Source organism: Vagococcus humatus, assembly GCF_003950325.1.
GTDB lineage: Bacteria > Bacillota > Bacilli > Lactobacillales > Vagococcaceae > Vagococcus_C > Vagococcus_C humatus.
Genome location: NZ_PXZH01000008.1, coordinates 33,071 through 51,605, shown reverse-complemented (window position 1 = coordinate 51,605; position 18,535 = coordinate 33,071). Strand labels below are relative to the sequence as shown.

The 18,535-nt window shown below is 35.1% G+C and carries 17 protein-coding genes and 1 riboswitch; of the genes, 3 read left to right on the top strand and 14 right to left on the bottom strand.

All coding sequences use genetic code 11. The annotated features are described in order from the left end of the window. Positions 1-75 precede the first annotated feature (75 nt). Both C7P63_RS10085 and C7P63_RS10080 read right to left on the bottom strand, forming a co-directional pair. Positions 76-1,536 (bottom strand): CoA-acylating methylmalonate-semialdehyde dehydrogenase, encoded by a 1,461-nt coding sequence (locus C7P63_RS10085; protein ID WP_125944032.1) that lies wholly within the window; start codon positions 1,534-1,536, stop codon positions 76-78. A gap of 40 nt (positions 1,537-1,576) precedes the next feature. Further along, the gene (locus tag C7P63_RS10080) at positions 1,577-2,737 is read right to left on the bottom strand and encodes an iron-containing alcohol dehydrogenase (RefSeq protein WP_125944031.1); all 1,161 of its coding nucleotides are present in this window, start codon (positions 2,735-2,737) and stop codon (positions 1,577-1,579) included. A 211-nt stretch (positions 2,738-2,948) separates the two neighbouring features. Between C7P63_RS10080 and C7P63_RS10075 the strand changes: the two genes are divergently transcribed. Further along, positions 2,949-4,724, top strand: coding sequence for a sigma-54-dependent Fis family transcriptional regulator (locus tag C7P63_RS10075; protein ID WP_125944030.1), 1,776 nt, complete (start codon positions 2,949-2,951; stop codon positions 4,722-4,724). A 33-nt stretch (positions 4,725-4,757) separates the two neighbouring features. Here the strand turns inward: C7P63_RS10075 and C7P63_RS10070 are convergent, their stop codons facing one another. The 6 genes from C7P63_RS10070 to C7P63_RS10045 form a co-directional block, all read right to left on the bottom strand. After that, positions 4,758-5,237 carry a GIY-YIG nuclease family protein gene (locus C7P63_RS10070; protein WP_125944029.1) on the bottom strand — a complete coding sequence of 160 codons (480 nt, stop codon included), beginning with the start codon at positions 5,235-5,237 and terminating at the stop codon, positions 4,758-4,760. A gap of 101 nt (positions 5,238-5,338) precedes the next feature. Further along, positions 5,339-6,094, bottom strand: coding sequence for an ABC transporter ATP-binding protein (locus C7P63_RS10065; RefSeq protein WP_125944028.1), 756 nt, complete (start codon positions 6,092-6,094; stop codon positions 5,339-5,341). Continuing rightward, entirely contained in the window at positions 6,091-6,963 is an 873-nt protein-coding gene (locus C7P63_RS10060; protein WP_125944027.1) for an ABC transporter permease, read from the bottom strand. The genes C7P63_RS10065 and C7P63_RS10060 overlap by 4 nt, the downstream gene beginning before the upstream one ends. A 16-nt stretch (positions 6,964-6,979) precedes the next feature. After that, the gene (gene trpX / locus C7P63_RS10055) at positions 6,980-7,969 is read right to left on the bottom strand and encodes a tryptophan ABC transporter substrate-binding protein (RefSeq protein WP_125944026.1); all 990 of its coding nucleotides are present in this window, start codon (positions 7,967-7,969) and stop codon (positions 6,980-6,982) included. A 411-nt stretch (positions 7,970-8,380) separates the two neighbouring features. Beyond that, complete coding sequence (locus C7P63_RS10050) at positions 8,381-8,905, bottom strand: folate family ECF transporter S component (protein ID WP_165863821.1); 525 nt, start codon at positions 8,903-8,905, stop codon at positions 8,381-8,383. A gap of 32 nt (positions 8,906-8,937) precedes the next feature. Further along, positions 8,938-9,038: riboswitch (THF riboswitch) on the bottom strand. A gap of 69 nt (positions 9,039-9,107) precedes the next feature. After that, on the bottom strand, positions 9,108-9,533 hold the full coding sequence (locus C7P63_RS10045; protein WP_125944024.1) for a methylglyoxal synthase: 426 nt from the start codon (positions 9,531-9,533) through the stop codon (positions 9,108-9,110). Positions 9,534-9,662: 129 nt separating this feature from the next. Between C7P63_RS10045 and C7P63_RS10040 the strand changes: the two genes are divergently transcribed. Further along, complete coding sequence (locus C7P63_RS10040; protein WP_125944023.1) at positions 9,663-10,766, top strand: ABC transporter ATP-binding protein; 1,104 nt, start codon at positions 9,663-9,665, stop codon at positions 10,764-10,766. Between the two features lie 200 nt (positions 10,767-10,966). Here C7P63_RS10040 and rsmA read toward each other — a convergent pair whose 3' ends face one another. The 4 genes from rsmA to metG form a co-directional block, all read right to left on the bottom strand. Further along, positions 10,967-11,851 carry a 16S rRNA (adenine(1518)-N(6)/adenine(1519)-N(6))-dimethyltransferase RsmA gene (gene rsmA, locus C7P63_RS10035; RefSeq protein WP_125944022.1) on the bottom strand — a complete coding sequence of 295 codons (885 nt, stop codon included), beginning with the start codon at positions 11,849-11,851 and terminating at the stop codon, positions 10,967-10,969. Next, entirely contained in the window at positions 11,841-12,434 is a 594-nt protein-coding gene (gene rnmV / locus C7P63_RS10030; RefSeq protein ID WP_125944021.1) for a ribonuclease M5, read from the bottom strand. Before rnmV ends, rsmA begins: the two co-directional genes overlap by 11 nt. After that, the gene (locus C7P63_RS10025) at positions 12,431-13,204 is read right to left on the bottom strand and encodes a TatD family hydrolase (RefSeq protein ID WP_125944020.1); all 774 of its coding nucleotides are present in this window, start codon (positions 13,202-13,204) and stop codon (positions 12,431-12,433) included. Before C7P63_RS10025 ends, rnmV begins: the two co-directional genes overlap by 4 nt. A 69-nt stretch (positions 13,205-13,273) precedes the next feature. Continuing rightward, complete coding sequence (gene metG / locus C7P63_RS10020) at positions 13,274-15,280, bottom strand: methionine--tRNA ligase (protein WP_125944019.1); 2,007 nt, start codon at positions 15,278-15,280, stop codon at positions 13,274-13,276. A gap of 199 nt (positions 15,281-15,479) precedes the next feature. Here metG and C7P63_RS10015 point away from each other — a divergent pair, with 199 nt between their 5' ends. Continuing rightward, complete coding sequence (locus C7P63_RS10015) at positions 15,480-16,166, top strand: metal-dependent hydrolase (protein WP_125944018.1); 687 nt, start codon at positions 15,480-15,482, stop codon at positions 16,164-16,166. Between the two features lie 39 nt (positions 16,167-16,205). Here C7P63_RS10015 and ispE read toward each other — a convergent pair whose 3' ends face one another. Beyond that, positions 16,206-17,054 (bottom strand): 4-(cytidine 5'-diphospho)-2-C-methyl-D-erythritol kinase, encoded by an 849-nt coding sequence (gene ispE / locus C7P63_RS10010; RefSeq protein ID WP_125944017.1) that lies wholly within the window; start codon positions 17,052-17,054, stop codon positions 16,206-16,208. Positions 17,055-17,081: 27 nt separating this feature from the next. After that, a complete protein-coding gene (locus C7P63_RS10005; protein ID WP_165863820.1) occupies positions 17,082-18,461 on the bottom strand; it encodes an aldehyde dehydrogenase family protein in 1,380 nt (459 codons plus the stop codon). Positions 18,462-18,535: the final 74 nt, after the last annotated feature.

Genomic DNA, 18,535 nt, shown 5'->3' with positions numbered 1-18,535 from the left:
TGAATAACGTTTTAGAGGTGTTTTAATATTAAAAATATATGCTATTTTATTAGAAAATCAGTCTAACCCAGTACTTTAAATATCTGTTTCTGCATAACGTGCAGTGACAACTTTTCGATGAGTATAAAATTCAACGCTATCTTTACCGTTTGCATGTAAATCACCAAAGAAAGAGTTTTTCCATCCAGAAAAAGCAAACCAAGCAATCGGAGCTGGTACACCTAAGTTAATGCCTAACATACCTGCATCCACATGTTCTCTAAAGTAACGAATAGCAGAAGCATTGTTAGTAAAAATACATGAGCCATTAGCAAATTCTGATTGATTAGTTAAAGCTACCGCTTCTTTTACATCTTTCACACGAACAATAGAAGCAACAGGGGCAAAAATTTCGTCTTTCCAAATAGCCATATCAGTGGTTACATGATCAAAAATAGTTGGCCCTACAAAATAACCTGTTTGAGGTAAATTCTTACGACCATCTAAAAGTAACTCTGCTCCTTCTTGAATACCTTTTTCAATATAGCCAAAGGTTCTTTCTTGAGCGTCTTTTCGAATAACTGGTCCCAAAGTTACAGTACCTTCTAACCCATTACCTATAACTAATTCTTCCGCTGCTTGTTTAAATTTAGCTAAGAACTCATCAGCAATGGCCTCTTCTAAAACAATGACTGAAGCAGCCATACACCGTTCACCAGCAGAACCGAAAGCTCCACCAATAATATTTTCAACTGCCTTATCAAGATTAGCATCTTTTAAAACAATTACATGGTTTTTAGCCCCAGTTAAAGCTTGTACTCGTTTTAAGTTTTGAGTTCCTGTACGGTAAACGTATTCCCCAACATTTTTTGATCCAACGAAGGTAATGCCTTTAACAAGAGGATCTGTTAATAAAGCATTTACTACATCCCGACCTCCGTTAACTACATTGACTACCCCGTTAGGAATACCTGCTTCTTCAATTAAATCCATCACTCGTTCTGTAAGCAAAGGTGTTTTTTCAGAAGGTTTCAACACCACTGTATTGCCGGTTGCAATAGCCATTGGAAAAATCCAGAAAGGAACCATCATTGGGAAGTTAAATGGTGTAATGCCACCAATTACGCCAATAGGATAGCGGTAGTTAGCTACTTCAATATCTGTGGCAGCAGTTGATACTGTATCTCCCATCATTAAGTTTGTCACACTGGCTGCATTTTCTACATTTTCTATTCCCCGTTGAACTTCTCCTAACGCTTCTGCTACTGGTTTACCATTTTCAAGGGTAATCAGTTCTGCTAACTCTTGTTTATGATCCACTAAAATATTTTGTAATTTAAACAAATAGCGACCTCTTTTTGGAACACTTACTCTTTGCCACATTTCAAAAGCTTCTTGGGCTACTTTAACAGCTTTAGTCACATCTTCTTGTGGTGAAAGAGGAACTTTTGCAATCACTTCTTCTGTTGCTGGATTAATAATATCTTCAAATTCTGTGGCATGGCTATCTACCCATTGACCACCTATATAATTTTTTAATGTTTTAATTGTTGCCATGTTCAATTCCTCCATTTTTTCTTTTTATTTATTGGATCACTTAATATTTATAGGTATAACAAATACGGTACAACTCAACAATTTCATCATGAGTTGGAATTTTAGGGTTATTACTAGGACTACCACTAGCTAAGGCATCTTCTGCCATTTTATCTAACGCATCTTCAAAAGCTTTTTCTTCAATTCCCCAATCTTTAAGATTAGGAATAGCTAATTTTTGACAAAGTTCTTTAACTGATTGAATAAAACGATCAGCTAGTTCAGCAGAAGTCCCTGTTTCCTCTGGGTGTAAATGATGTTGAATTTCTGACAAAGGTTCAATAGCAGCATCTCTTGTATAGTCTAAAACAGCTGGCAATAACATCGCGTTAGAAATACCATGAGGCACGTGAAATAAAGAACCAATTGGTCGACTCATGCCGTGAATCAATGTAACAGAAGCATTAGAAAAAGCTAAACCAGCTTGAGTAGCAGCTAAGGACATAGCATTTCTTGCTTCAAAATTACTACCATCTTGGTAAGCTTGTTCCAAATAGCTCATAATTTTTTCAATAGCTGCTAAAGAAAATGTTTGAGTCATCGGTTGAGCTTTTCTAGAAAAGTAAGATTCCATAGAATGACATAAGGCATCTAACCCAGTTGCAGCGGTTACATTTTGAGGACTTGTAAGAGTTAAAGCTGGATCAACTAACGCTACTTTAGGTAAAAAAGCAGATTGTTTAATCATCATTTTAATGTGATGAGTAGTATCATTAATAACTGTGACGTCGGTTACTTCAGAACCTGTTCCGGCAGTAGTTGGAATGGCAATTAAAGGAACTGGTGCTTTCGTAGCAATTTTATCCTTCATGTAGTCTCCAATGTAACCCCCATTGGTTGCGACAACTGCTACAGCTTTAGCAGTATCAATACAACTACCTCCACCAACAGTCACAATCACTTCACATTGATTATCATTAAATAAAGTTAAAGCTTCATCCACATAAATATCACTTGGTTCAGTATTAGCACCTAAATAAGAAACAGTTTGTAACCCAGCTTGTTCTAAATTCTTGGTAATAGTATCTAAATAGCCTAGTTTTTCCATGACTTGATCACTAACAATTAATACCTTATCCCCATGTTGTTTAGCGCAATCACCTAAGTTTTTTAAAGCATCTTTGCCGTACACTAATTTTTGAGGCATTTCAAAAATATTCATGAGCTTTTTTCCCTCCTGTTTTAAATCTTTTAATAAAACTCTTTGACACTTTACTATATGCAACTATCATGCCAACTATCATCTCAAGAGAAATAAAGCCTTTTCATTTCTTGTGTGTCTATTTTAAGAGACTCAAGTTCAAATATTATATGAAAACGAACACTTGTGATAAAATACAATAAAAAACAGTTACATAAATGAGGTGTTACCTGTGATAGACCATTCTATTTCTGTTCCTAACTTAATTAATACACAAAATAATATTGGTAAATGGATGACTCAAAATCCTATTGTTTTAACCAAGCAGCAAACGATTCAAGAAGCTATTACTTTATTCTCCTATTATAAATTTTACGGTATGCCAGTAGTGGACGAACATAATCATTTAGAAGGAATGGTAACTAAAACGTCTATTATGAATGCTTTGTTTAACAAACAAGATAGCTCTCTACCAGTTAGTCATATTATGGAAGTAGAACTAGATGTGGTCTTTCCTTTAGATCCGCTTGAAAAAGCAACGGGGATTAAAGAAGGTTGTTTACCTGTTATTAAGGAAGACCAAACCTTAGTTGGTATTATTACCCGAACAGATTTACTGAAAGCAAAATCTATCGAATTTGATACAGTTAAATCTTCTTTAGATTATATTGGGATTTTACAACAAGCCTTAAATAGTGCCTACGGTGGAATGGTCATTGTTGATCATCAAGGCCTAATCATTGAAATCAATGACGCTTATTGTCAAATTTTAGGAAAAAAAAGAGAAGAGGTATTACATAAACCAGTTCAACAAGTAATTGAAAATACCCATCTCCACTTAACATGTCAAACAGGGGAAGAGGAACGAAACCGAATTCAACGAATTAACGGCAAAGAAATGATTGTTCACCGCATTCCTTTAAAAAAAGAAACCCATATTATTGGGGCTTTAGGGATGTTAATTTTTAAAAGTATTGATGAGATGTATACCTTAGCTGAAAAAACTTTTTTCCCTAAAAAAACAACTGAATCTCAAACACAAGAAAAACAAGCTTATTTTTTAAAGTCTATTATTGGACAGTCTCTTCAGACTCAGAAAACCAAAGAACAACTCGTTAAAATAGCGGCCTTACCTTCTACTGTTTTGATTACAGGAGAAAGTGGCACAGGAAAAGAAGTCTATGCTCGAGCCATTCATAATTTAAGTAATTTTGGAACTGGTCCTTTTGTACCTGTCAATTGCTCTGCTATTCCTGAAAGCTTACTAGAATCTGAGCTTTTTGGTTATGAACCAGGAGCCTTTACCGGAGCAAGTCAAACAGGAAAGAAAGGAAAATTTGAACTAGCGGAAAATGGCACAATTTTTTTAGATGAAATTGGTGACATGCCTCTCTTAATGCAAGCTAAACTGCTAAGAGTCTTGCAAGAAAAAGTAATCGAACCAGTCGGAGCAACTACTTCAAAAAAAATTCATCTCCGTGTCATTGCAGCAACTAATCAAAATCTTCCCCATCTCATTCAAGAAAATAAATTTCGGGAAGATCTTTTTTACCGCCTAAATGTACTAGCGCTAAAGTTAGATCCTTTACGGGAGAAAACTGAGGACATTCCTGATTTGGTGACTTATTTTCTAAAAAAATTTTCAACAGAATTCCAATTACCGATAAAAAGTTTAGCTCCTGAAGCTTTAGATAAACTGCTCCACTACTCTTGGCCTGGAAACATTCGCGAATTAGAAAATATTTGCGAAGCCATGGTTGGATTATCCAGTCATTTACAAATCGGTTTAGCTGATTTACCTAGTCAACTATTCACTGACATAACTGAAGACCTACCTATTACTAATGATACTACTGACTCTTTAGAGCATCACATGCAACGCGTGGAAAAAGCTATCATTCAGCAAACCTTAGCTATGTGTGACGGCAACAAAAAACAATGTGCCAAGTTACTAGGTATTCAACGCTCCACCTTATACAAAAAACTAGCCAATTATCAAATCAATTAAAAAAAGCAGCCAAAACTGGCTGCTTTTTTTAATCTATCTAAATTTTCCTTCCACAGAATTGTAACCTGCATCACATGCGTTATAAGTCATAATTGTATGTCGTTCCAACTCATTTAAACTTTGATAACCACTATCTTTTAAAGGGATTAACTTAACGATAAATTCATCTCCATTTGTATAATCTTCATATACTTCTGGATTGCCTGTTCCTTCAAAATGATGAGGAATACGGTCTAGCACTTGTCTACCTTGACCTACATAACACATATCTTTCGTTTGATTACATAAGATATAAATTCCTGCTACATTCATTTCTTTCGGATTTTGATTGTCAGACTCAACAGTTACACCTAAATGACTAGGTAATAACTCCTCTGGTGAAAGTTCTAAAACCTCACTAGCTAAATCAGAAATTTGATCACAAACCCGCCTTTTTTCATAACTTCCTACTATTGTTGAAACAATCATTAATCCTACCATGATCAATAACATCGATCCTAACAGAGCAAACATGTTTTTTCGTCATTCTCCTTAATAAATAATATTTGTACGATACTAGGATAGCACACTCTGAAACTTATATCATGTTTTTTCTGAAAAAACTTATACTATTATCAATAAAAGAATGATAATAAGTCTTTCTTTTCCAAGTTTTCTTTTTCTTTTTCTGAAAAATCAGCTACAATTTCTCCTTCTTTTAAAACAAGTAGACGATTACCATACTTTAAAGCATCTTCCATATGATGCGTAATCATTAAACAAGTCAGTTTATCTTCTTGTATTTTTTGATTAGTGATAGCCATTAATTGTTCTGACGTTTTAGGATCTAATGCAGCTGTATGTTCATCTAATAAAAGTAAATCTGGCCGTCTAATTGTTGCCATAAGTAAGCTTAAACTTTGTCTTTGTCCCCCAGATAGTTGACCAGCTGGTGTATCTAGATGTGTTTCTAAATGGTTCCCTAAACTTTTGGTTACGTCATAAAACTCTTGTTGATAATCTTTTATTTTTCGTCGTTTAAATCTTCGTTTCTCTCCTCGTTTTTTAGAAAACAATAAATTTTCTGACACGGTTAATCTAGGAGCTGTCCCCATTTTAGGGTCTTGGAAAACTCTAGATAAAAAAGTAGCTCGTTTTTCTTCAGAAAGATGGTTAATAGACTGATCTTGATAAACAATATCTCCTGCTGTCAGCCTTAGATTACCAGATAAAACATTAAACAACGTGGATTTGCCTGCACCATTTCCTCCTAACACCACAATAAAGTCTTCTGGATAGATAGTTAATTCTAAATTTGTTAATAATTTTTTAGTTGAATGATCCGTCTGAACCATAACTTCTCCTTCTTTAATACTTAATAAGGGTTTCATACAAACATACCTCCTTTGACTTTCTTTTGAAACATAGGAAATAATAAACACATGGTTAAAATACCTGATGAAAATATTTTTAGATAATTCGTATTAACCCCTAATTTAATTAACGTAATAATGACACATTGATAAATAATACTGCCAACCACTACTGCTAAAAGCCGTTCCGTAAAATTCAATTCTTGAAATAACATCTCTCCGATTAAAATAGAAGCTAAACCAATCACAATAACCCCAATCCCTTTATTCAAGCTAGCATATCCTTCACTTTGTGCCATTAAACTGCCACTTAACGCCACAATGCCATTCGATAGCATAAGTCCTAAAGTTTTCATACGATTAGTTTGAATGCCCATAGCTCTAGCCATCACTTCATTATCACCTGTCACCACATAAGCTTGACCTAAATCCGTTTGGAAAAAATAAGTAATCAAGCCAATTAAGATAGTTAACGCTACTACACCAATCACTATTAATTCAAACTGTGAAGGAGCCCCTTTTATTCCTCTCCCATACTCAAAAATATGAGGGAAATGATACAAACTGATACTCGCTTTTTGCATGATAAACAACATCACAGAATGAAGAGAGGTCATCACTAATACACCTGATAACAGAACGGGAATTTTCCCTTTAGTATAAAGAAGGGCAGTCATCAATCCCGCTAAACTTCCTGCTAATATCCCTAAAAAAGTAGCCAGTAAGGGAGACACTCCGTAAGTAATAGCTGTGACACTTACCACACCACCTAAAGGAAAACTTCCTTCTGTAGTCATATCTGGAAAATCTAAAATTCGATAAGTTAAAAAAAGACCAATACCTAAAATACTCATGATTAACCCTTGTCCAACTGTTGTAATAATCATCTTGATACATCCTTTCTTAATCCAATACTTTCAAATAACTAGTTAATTGTTTAGGAATCTTAATCCCCAGTTCTTCTGCCTTTTTCTGATTAATGACCTTATCCCCTGTGTTAAATGTATAAATCGGCATATCCCCTGGTTTTTTCTTATGTTCTAAAATATCAATGGTCATCTTAGCAGTTTGCTCCCCTAGCTTAAATTGATTAATGCCAACTGTAGCTAACCCCCCAGCTTCTACCATGGTTTCAGCTGAAGGAATAATCGGCACCTTTTTGTCATCAGCTAACTGAACCACCATTTCTAATCCATCTGCAATAGTATTATCAATTGGGATATAAATAGCCTCAACCTCCTGAACCATAACTTGAGTCATTTGCTTAATTTCATTATGTGTTGGAACACTATATTCCTTCACATCCCAATCACTAGGCGCCAGTTGCTTAAATTTTTTAACTTGAGCACTAGAATTATCTTCTGATGAACTATATAAAATTCCTACTCGTTTCAAGTTAGGTAATAATTCTTTCATTAACTGGATTTGTTCTTTCACAGGTGCTTGATCACTTACACCAGTTATATACCCACCAGGATGTTCATTATTACTCACAAGACCTGCTGCTTTAGGATCTGAAACAGCACCTAATACCACTGGCTGCTTATCAGACATCACATTGGCTAGGGCTTGTGCACTTGGTGTCGCAATCCCTACACTGACAGAAACTTTTTCTTCTCTTAAATACTGGCTCATAGTTAACAATTTATTTTGATCCCCCTGAGCATTTTGAAACACTAGTTTAATATTCTTTCCGTCTTTATAGCCTTGTTTATTTAGCTCAGACAAAAAACCTTGATAAATTTCATCTAATGCAGGATGACTAACAAACTGAAGTACACCAATTTTAGGCTGCTTTTCTTTCAACATAAAAGGCTCATCTTTTGTTATAAATGTACTACCAACTAATACCCCAATCACTATTAAAATACTGTATAAACCTTTTCTCCCCATTTTTTTATCCTCCTTTTATTTATAAAAAAACCGAGTAAAAACCACTAACTAAAGGTAGCGGTTTTTACTCGGTTAATAAGCAAAATACCGCATAGATTTTCTCTATGCGGTAAGTTAATTGTTTAGATCAATTACTTAGATTAGTTAAGCAAATCTTTGCGCATAGATACCTCAATGAATGTTTAAATTCAAAGTTGTATCTATGAAAGGTCTCTTCATACACACAACTCATCTACGCCAGATTTGCCAAAGAATTGCCATTGGTTGTTTCGTAGACTTGATTGTGTTCATTAATAGGACCTCCCTTTTTCATCTTACTTTAATCAATATCTTATTATTCTTTTATCTGTTTGTCAAATAAAAAAGCAATAGGTCTATCACCTATTGCTTAGTGGATGTTTTTTTAATTAATTATTGTTGAAACCGAATGACTTGCTGTTTTAATAGTCCTTGATTTCCTAGAGCAAACATAATAGCTACTCGAATTGGGAATAAAATACAAATTTTAATTAATCTAACTGGAAACTGAGCAATCGCTGCAGGTCCCATTATCATGTATAACCATAGCGTATTCATACAAATATCTACTACGATATTAACGATTAAATTAGCTATAATGACTCGTTTTAAACTCATCTCTTTTTTATAGAAAAATACACCGTAAATAATTCCTGTTATAAAAGCTGATAAAGAAAAACCAGGAAAATAAGGGGCTGTTTTAGGAAATAACATAATTCCAATAAAATCAGATAATGTCGAACAAACACCTGTTAATAACGGTCCAAAAATCATTGCCATGATAACCGTGGCAATAAAAGTAAAGCTAACTCGAACAATCGGGGTTTCAATTGCTAAAAAACGGGTAAAAATCAATTGAAGTCCCATTAAAATCCCCATTAACGCAATGCCTTTGGTACTTAATTTCTTTGTACGCACTTTCAAAACTCCTCCATAGAGTAGCCACAAACTGCAGCGAATGCGAAAATAAAACCGCGAATGATTGAACATTCTTCGTTTGGTAGGCAACATCCCATCCTACAACACTTAACGCTTTATTTTCTACTCTGTTTATTTTGGTATCGCTACCAATTACTATATTAGCACAATTTACTCTATTTAAAAGCTCTTTTAAGAAAAATTAATGAGCATTAATCGGTTGAGTTAGCTGATCATGAGTGATTTCTCTAAAATCCATTAACCCTTTGGATAATCCTCTAATTAATACTTCGGCAGTAGCAATATTAGTAGCTAAAGGTACTGCATAAACATCACTTAACCGAATCAAAGCATTAACATCTGGTTCATGTGGCTGAGCAGCTAAAGGATCCCTTAGAAAAATAATCAAATCCATATCATTTTCTGCAATTCGAGCCCCAATCTGTTGATCTCCTCCTAAGGGTCCTGACTGAAACCGGTGAACAGGTAGTTCAATTGCTTCTTCCACTCTTAAACCTGTTGTCCCTGTAGCAAAAAGTTGGTGTTCTTTTAAAATTTCTCGGTAGGCTGTTACAAATGCTACCATTTGATCTTTTTTTCGGTCATGTGCAATTAAGGCAATATTCATTTAATCTTCCTTCTTTCTTTCATTCTGCCAAAAATACCTTTAATTTATTGTGCAGATTGCCATACAATCTCGTTAACGCTTTCATTATACTATAAGTAACAAGTAAATGATTAAAGGACGGGGAAAAAAATGGTGGAAATCGCTTTAAAACATATTTATAAAAAATACGAAAACAATGACTTTTATTCTGTCACTGATTTTAATTTAGATATTAAAGACCGAGAATTTATTGTCTTTGTTGGTCCTTCTGGTTGTGGTAAATCAACAACTCTTCGGATGATTGCAGGACTTGAAGATATTTCAGAAGGCGAATTATGGATTGGCGACCGCATGATGAATGATGTCGCTCCAAAAGATAGAGACATTGCCATGGTATTCCAGAACTACGCTTTATATCCACATATGACTGTGTTTGATAATATGGCATTTGGTTTGAAATTACGTAAATATCCAAAAGAAGATATTAAACGTCGGGTTGAAGATGCTGCTGAAATTTTAGGATTAACAGAATATTTACAACGTAAACCAGCTGCTTTATCTGGTGGACAACGTCAACGGGTTGCTTTAGGACGAGCTATTGTACGAGATGCTAAAGTATTCTTAATGGATGAACCTTTATCTAACTTAGATGCTAAGTTACGGGTAGCCATGCGTGCTGAAATTGCTAAATTACACCGTCGTCTAGAAACAACTACTATTTATGTAACCCATGACCAAACTGAAGCTATGACTATGGCAGACCGTATTGTTATCATGAAAGATGGTTTTGTTCAACAAATTGGTTCACCAAAAGAAGTGTATGATACACCTAATAATGCCTTTGTAGCAGGCTTTATCGGATCACCAGCTATGAACTTCTTTAACGTGACTCTAAACAACGGCGTTATCTCTAATCAACATGGCTTTAAATTAACTTTACCAGAAGGAAAATATAAAGTATTACGAGAAAAAGGTTATGAAGGCAAAGATTTAATTTTTGGTATTCGACCAGAAGATATTCATAGTGAACCAATTGCTCTACAAGCACAACCTGAAACAGTTATTAAATCTGAAGTAGTTGTAGCAGAACTTTTAGGTGCTGAAACAATGCTTTACACAATGATTGGCGATACAGAATTTATTTCTAAAGTAGATGCTCGTTCTGAATATCGTCCAGGTGAACATGTAGATTTAGCCTTTAATTTAAATAAGAGTCACTTCTTTGACACAGAAACAGAAGAAGTTATTCGCTAATTAACCCCCTCAATTTGGTCTTATTACCAAATTTTCAAAAAACTCAACTTGTGAATAAGTTGAGTTTTTTTATGCGTTGTTTATTTATCCCCATTTTTTGTTAATAAGTAAGCGATTTATCCACAAATAATTATTAACTAGACAATTAAAAATAAGATATCCACAGATTTTGTGGATATCTTATTTATTTTGTGGATATCTTATTTTTTTCGCCATGTGGATAAACTGTTAGCTAATTGAGCAAATTCTTCAATAGACAACGTTTCTCCTCGACGTTTTGGATCTATCTCACACTCTTTTAAACTGGCTTCTAAGTTTAACTTGGTTGAGTCATCTTTCCCAAGAAACGCCGTTAAATTATTCCACAAAGTTTTTCTTCGTTGTTTAAAACTTGCTCTTACTACTTCAAAAAAGAAATCTTCTTCTGTTACTTCTACAAGAGGAGTAGATCTTTTAGTTAATTTTAAAATAGCAGAATCTACATTAGGTTGAGGAACAAAAGCTGTCTTAGGAACAATAAACGCAATCTCAGCATCCATGTAGTATTGGACGGCAATTGAAAGAGAGCCATAAGCTTTACTACCTGGACTAGCAATAATCCGGTCAGCTACCTCTTTTTGCATCATCACTACTAACTCAGTTACTTCCAGATTAGACTCTAAAAAGTGCATCATAATAGGTGTAGTAATATAATAAGGTAAATTAGCTACTACTTTAATCGGATAAGAAGTATCAAAAACTTCTTTTGTGGCAGAAGCTAAATCTGCTTTTAAAACATCTTGATGTAAAACCGTCACATTAGGATAAGGACTAAGTGTATCTGCTAACACTTCAATTAAACGGCCATCAATTTCAAAGGCTAACACTTGATGACTAGCTCTTGCTAAATGCTCTGTTAAAGCACCAATTCCTGGCCCTACTTCAATCACATTAGTTTCTTGGTCTAAGCCGGCTACCTCTACAATTTTTCTTAAAATATTCGGTTCAGTTAAAAAATTTTGACCGAGACTTTTTTTAAATGAAAAGCCATACTGTTCTAAGATAGCACGTGTCCGACTTGGTGTTGCTATGTCTTTATTTTCCATTTTTTTCATCCTTTAAAATTTCTGTCATTGCTTGTTCAAATTCTTCTTTAGAAATTTGAAAAATTTGTAGTCTTTTGACTAGCTGTTTACCATTAGTATAACCAATTCTAAGATGATCCCCTAATGCTTCTCTTCTAGCTTTAGCCTTCTCTCCTGCAATTAAACCATAGGATACTAAAAGAGAACGAGGAATTGGTGGAATCTGTAAATCTTCTTTCGCAATAGGTGTAGCCACATGTTTTAATGCTTCTAAAATAGCTTCATCACTAGCATGTTCCACACCTAAACTAGCCCCTCTTCGGCTAGGAGCTGCCTTTCTACGAGATAAAAAAGCATGTTTAGCATCTGGGACTTCTTCTTGAATAATTTTTCTAATTTTTTCCCCAGAAAAATCTGGATCTGTAAAAACAATCACACCACGTACTTCCTGAGCATGACTAATTCGGTCTAAAATTTCTGCATTAATAGCAGAACCAATTGTTTCAATGGTATCTGCTTCTACTACTTCTTGAATGCGTTTGGTGTCATCTTTACCTTCGACGACTATAATTTCTTCAATCTTTACTTTGTTTTCTTCAATCATGCTTTGATTTTAAATAAATTATGGGCATTTGTCCATGTTCTTTCAGATATTTCTTCAACAGACAACTGACGAAGTTCAGCTAAATACTCTACAACATAACGGGTATAGCCTGGTTCATTCCGTTTTCCTCGGTAAGGTACAGGGGCAAGATAAGGAGCATCAGTTTCAACAAGCATTCTATCTAATGGTACCCGTTTAGCAGCCTCTTTGACGTCTAAGGCCTTTTTAAAGGTTACAACTCCACTAAAGGAAATATGCATGCCTAAATCTAAGAAACGTTCCATCCATTCCTCATCTCCACTAAAACTATGCATAATCCCGCCAACTTGATGAATTTTTTCTTCTTTTAAAATACGATAAGTATCTTCCAAAGCATCTCGGGTATGCACGCTAATAGGTAAATTCATTTCCCGAGCGATTCCTATTTGTCTTCGGAAGACTTTTTCTTGAACTTCTTTAGGGTCTTCCATCCAATAATAATCTAACCCTATTTCTCCTAACCCAACTACTTTAGGTCTCTCTAACAATTTCTGTAACTTCTGCTCTACATCTTTCGTATAGCTACCTGCCTCAGTCGGATGCCAACCAATAATACTGACAATTTCTGAGTAGTTTTGACTTAATTCTAATGACTTTTCAATAGTTAAAGCGTCAAACCCTACCACTGCCATTTTGGTCACAGCTAACTCTTTAGCGCGAGCAATAGCTTCTGGAATATCTTCTTTAAACTGCTCTGCATTAAGATGGGTATGTGTATCAAAAATATTCATGTCTTTCCTCCTAAACAATGAAAACGACTGAAAAGAGATGATATCTCCCTTCAATCGTTTTCTAATTATCTAGCCAATCACTGATCCATTTGGAACATGACTTGGGACTTCAACTAATTGAAGTTTTCCTTCATATTCTGCTGATAAAATCATTCCTTGACTAATTTGTCCCCGCATTTTACGAGGTTTTAAATTGGCTACAATAGCCACTTTTTTACCAATAAGTTTTTCTGGATCTGGATAAAATTCTGCTACACCAGATAAAATTTGACGATCTGCTGAATCCCCTGCATCTAGTCTAAATTGCAATAATTTATCTGCCCCTTTAACTTTTTGGCAGTCAATCACTTCAGCTACTTTCAATTCAACTTTATCAAAAACATCAAACTTAATGTCCTTATCTTTTACAGACACTAATTCTGTTTCTTCTGGATTCCAAGTCGCTTTCTTCTCAGGTTGGTTCATATTCTCATTCATTTTCTCTTGAATATAAGCCACCTCTTCTTCCACGTCTAAACGAGGGAAAATAGGTTTTCCTTTACTAGTTACCTTAATGTTTTGTGGAAATTCTCCAAAGTGAATAGCTTCCATACTGACTGCTTCCGTTTCTAAACCTAATTGTTCGAAAATTTTACCTGGTGTTCTCGTTAAAATAGGTTGCAGTAAAATAGCTGAAATTCTTAGAGATTCTGCTAAGTGAACTAGCACACTTTGAAGTTCTGCCACTTTTTCTTCATCTTTTGCTAAGACCCATGGTTCTGTTTCGTCAATGTATTTATTAGCTCGTGACACTAACGTCCAAACTTCTTTTAATGCCACACTAAATTCCATATTTTCCATAGCTTTATGGTAATTAGCAATCACATTAGCTGCAGTCGTAGATAGTTCACTATCAAATTCAGTCACATGACTGGCATACTTAGGCACCATGCCTTCATTATATTTATTAATCATAGCTACTGTTCTGTTTAATAAATTACCTAAATCATTGGCTAAGTCATAATTGACTTTGGATACAAAATCCTCTGGTGTAAAGACACTATCATTCCCAAAAGGAACAGCTTTTAGTAAATAATAACGTAACGCATCTAAACCATAACGTTCTGTTAAAGACTCAGGATAAATGACATTTCCTTTAGATTTAGACATTTTTCCGTCTTTCATCACAATCCAACCGTGTGCATACACTTTTTTAGGTAACGGTAAGTCAAGTGCCATTAAAATAATTGGCCAATAAATCGTGTGGAAACGGACAATTTCTTTTCCAATTACATGAACATCTGCTGGCCAATATTTTTGGAAGTTTGCATCATTTTCTGTTCCGTATCCAAGGGCAGAGATGTAGTTCACCAAAGCATCTATCCAAACATAGATAACATGTTTTGGATCACTTGGTACTGGAATTCCCCAAGAAAAAGATGTCCGAGTTAAGGCTAAGTCCTCTAACCCAGGTTTAATAAAGTTATTAATCATTTCATTTTTACGAGAAGCAGGCTGAATAAAATCAGGATGCTCTTCATAGTATGCTAATAAACGATCCGCATATTTACTCATACGGAAAAAGTAAGTTTCTTCTTTAACTTGTTCTACTTCATGACCACTTGGGGCTTTACCACCAATCATGTTGCCATCTTCATCTCGGTAAACTTCGGCTAATTGATTTTCTGTAAAGTATTCTTCATCAGAAACTGAGTACCAACCGACGTACTCTCCTTTATAAATATCTCCTTGCGCTAATAAACGCTCAAAAATTCCTTGGACAATTTTAACATGTTCTGGATCAGTTGTACGAATAAATTTATCGTGGCTAATGTCTAACTCTTTCCATAATTTTTGGACATCCGTTGCCATTTCGTCCACGTAAGCTTGAGGGGTAATCCCCATCTCATCCGCTTTTTTTTCGATTTTTTGACCATGCTCATCTAAACCAGTTAGATAAAACACATCATAGCCTGTTAAACGTTTATAACGAGCCATTGCATCACATGCGATAGTCGTATATGAGCTACCAATGTGTAAGCGGCCGCTTGGATAATAAATAGGTGTTGTAATATAAAAAGTTCCTTTTTCTGTCATGAAACAGAATCCTCCTTCTAATTAGAAAAGCAGTCTCTCCTGATTAAGATTTCCATAACAGTATACCATATTTTTAAAAAAAAGCTCAAAAGGTTAAATATTCTCCTCAGTTTTCTTCTTCCTTTTTGGTAACGCTTTTTTATCATGTTACAATATGGTTATAAGGATAAATCCCACACTTAAAGGAGGAAACTTTACTATGAAAATTTCTTGGCACGGACAGGCTTGTTTGCAGATTGAAACAGAAAAGAGCCGACTGATTATCGACCCATATATTACAGACAACCCTTTATCTGATTTAACCGTTTCAGATCTTCAAGTAGACTATATTTTACTGACACATGCCCACAATGACCACATTGGTGATACAGAAGCTATCGCTCGTCAAAATGACGCCACCATTATTGCTAATTTTGAAATAGCGACTTACTTTGCTAACAAAGGGCTCAAAACTCATGGTATGCAACCTGGAGGAGCCTATAACTTTGATTTTGGTAAACTTTTTATGACTTCTGCGATTCATGGATCCACTTACGAAGAAAGTGACGGCAGTTTAATCACGTTAGGTTTAGCTGCTGGCTTTGTACTAGAAGCTGAAGGCAAAGCTATTTATCATGCAGGTGATACTGGTTTATTTTATGACATGAAACTCATTGGCCACAGCCACCAACTAGACTACGCTTTCTTACCTATTGGAGATAACTTTACTATGGGGCCAAAAGAAGCAGCCAAAGCAGCTAGATGGATTCAAGCAAATCAAGTAGTGCCTATTCACTTCAATACCTTCCCTTTAATCAATCAAAATCCTGAAGATTTTATCCAAGCCCTAGATGATCCTAGACAAGGAGTTATTTTACCAATTGGAAAAGTCCTTGATTTAATCTAATTTAATCTAAAAAAAAGAAGAGGCTAGCCTCTTCTTTTTTTATAAAGTTCGCACAATACTTACATGATCGCAAAAACCTTTCAAGCCGTTATACACCCTTTTAGCTCGGGAATACTTATGACACAAACCAAAAACAGTAGGACCACTGCCACTCATAACTGCCCCGTCAGCTCCAAACTGCATAAATTTTTCTTTTAACAGATGAACTTGAGGATAACGCTTCGCTGTCACTGGCTCTAAAGAATTACCTAAATGATTGACCATCTCAAAATAATTTTGTTCCAAAATAGCGGCTTCAATCGCCGAAATATTTGGATGATACAACTCTTCAACAGCCACTAATTTAAAAATTTTTCCAGTAGAAACACTGACTTTAGGTTTAGCCACTACTACCCAACATGGCGGAATAGGAGGGAGTGTAGTCACAATTTCCCCTCGGCCAGTCACTCTTGATGTTTTACCTTGTACACAATAGGGCACATCTGTTCCAATTGCATCTCCTAATTGTTCTAATTCAGTCATCGGAAGATTTAACTGCCACAAACGATTTAAGCCTCGCAATGTAGCAGCTGCATCACTACTTCCTCCACCTAAACCAGCTGCTACAGGAATTTCTTTTTGCAAATGAATTCTAACCCCTTCATTAACACCATAATTCTGTTGTAACAACTGCACTGTTTGATAAATATTATTCTTTTTATCTAAAGGTAAAAAACTACAATTAGTGACAATTTCAATTTCTTTCGTAGGAAGTGGTTGAAAGGTTAAGCGATCTGCTAAATCGATACTTGTCATAATCATTTCTAATTCATGATAACCATCTGGTCGTTTAGATAATACATCTAGACCTAGATTAATTTTTGCTGGGGCTTTTTCTATTAATTCCATAAGGAGCCACCTCACTTCTTCATTGACTTATTTTAAGAAAAGACGGATAAGTTGTTTCTTGATAGGAGTATAAGGAGGGTGCATCACCGGCAAATTAGGAAAATTATACCGAGTTAGCTGTGCCTGATCATAGGTAAAAGCTCTCAAGCTATATTTTCCATGATAATTTCCCATCCCTGATTGACCAATACCACCAAAAGGTAATTGGTGATTGGTTAAGTGTAAAATAGTGTCATTAATCGTCGCTCCTCCAAACTGATGGGTAGCTAACCAATCTGTTTGCTTACTTTTGCTTTCTGTAAACAAATAAAAAGCTAGAGGAGTCGCGTGTTGCCGAATAAAATCATGACCTGCTTGTTCATTCTCCATTACTAAAATAGGTAAAATAGGGCCAAAAATTTCATTTTCCATCGCATTCATAGGTGTGTCTAAACTGCCAAGTAAAATCGTTGGCGAGAGATAACGACTCATTTTACTATATCTCCCTCCCAAGTACAACCAATCCTGATCTGCTTTAAGTAATTCAATCAGCCGGTTTAACTGTTGATCTGTTCCGATTCTAGCATAGGCTTTAGAACGTCTTGGATGTCTACCGTAAAAACGACTTAACGCTTCTTTCACTTCAGTTAAAAAAGGCCCTAACACGTCACGTTCAACTAATACATAATCTGGAGCAACACAGGTAGCCCCTGCATTTAAAAATTTTCCCCAAACAATCCGTTCAGCTGCTTGTTTAAGTTTAGCATCTTTTAAGACAACTGCAGGACTTTTTCCACCTAATTCTAAGGTAGTAGGGGTTAAGTATTGACTAGCCGCTTCTAAAACAATTTGACCTACTTTGGGACTCCCTGTAAAAAATATTTTATCAAACTGTTCTTTTAAAACCAATTGATTATTTTTTTGGTTACTTTCATATAAATAAATATAGTTTGAGCAGAAAAACTCTTGAAAACTAGTAAACAATACTTGGTTAACATAGGGAGTGTGTTCAGATAAACCTAACACGACCGTATTCCCTCCTGCAATGGCACCTATAAGTGGATCCATAGCTAACAAAACAGGATAGTTATAAGGAGAAATAATCAAACACACACCATAAGAACGTTTCACTACCTTACTTTTAGCTGGTTGTAAATAAAACGGAGTGGAAACAGCTGTCGGTTTTAACCAAGTAGTTAGATTTTTTTTCATTTGATTAAGACTGCGATAAACTAAACCAATTTCAGTCATATAGGCTTCCGTTGACTGTTTCCCTAAATCTTTTTTCAAAGCTGCCAATAACTCTTTTTCGTAGGTTTTAATTAGCTTTTCTAAGCGATCTAATTGAAAAAGTCGATAAGCAATCGGTTGACTATGTTGTTTATTAAAAAATTGGCGTTGCTTAGACACAATCTCGTGAATTTCCATGGCACTCACCTTTCTTTTATTCTTTGTCATAAGTGTATCATATCTTCAATCCTGAAAATAATAAAACACAAGCA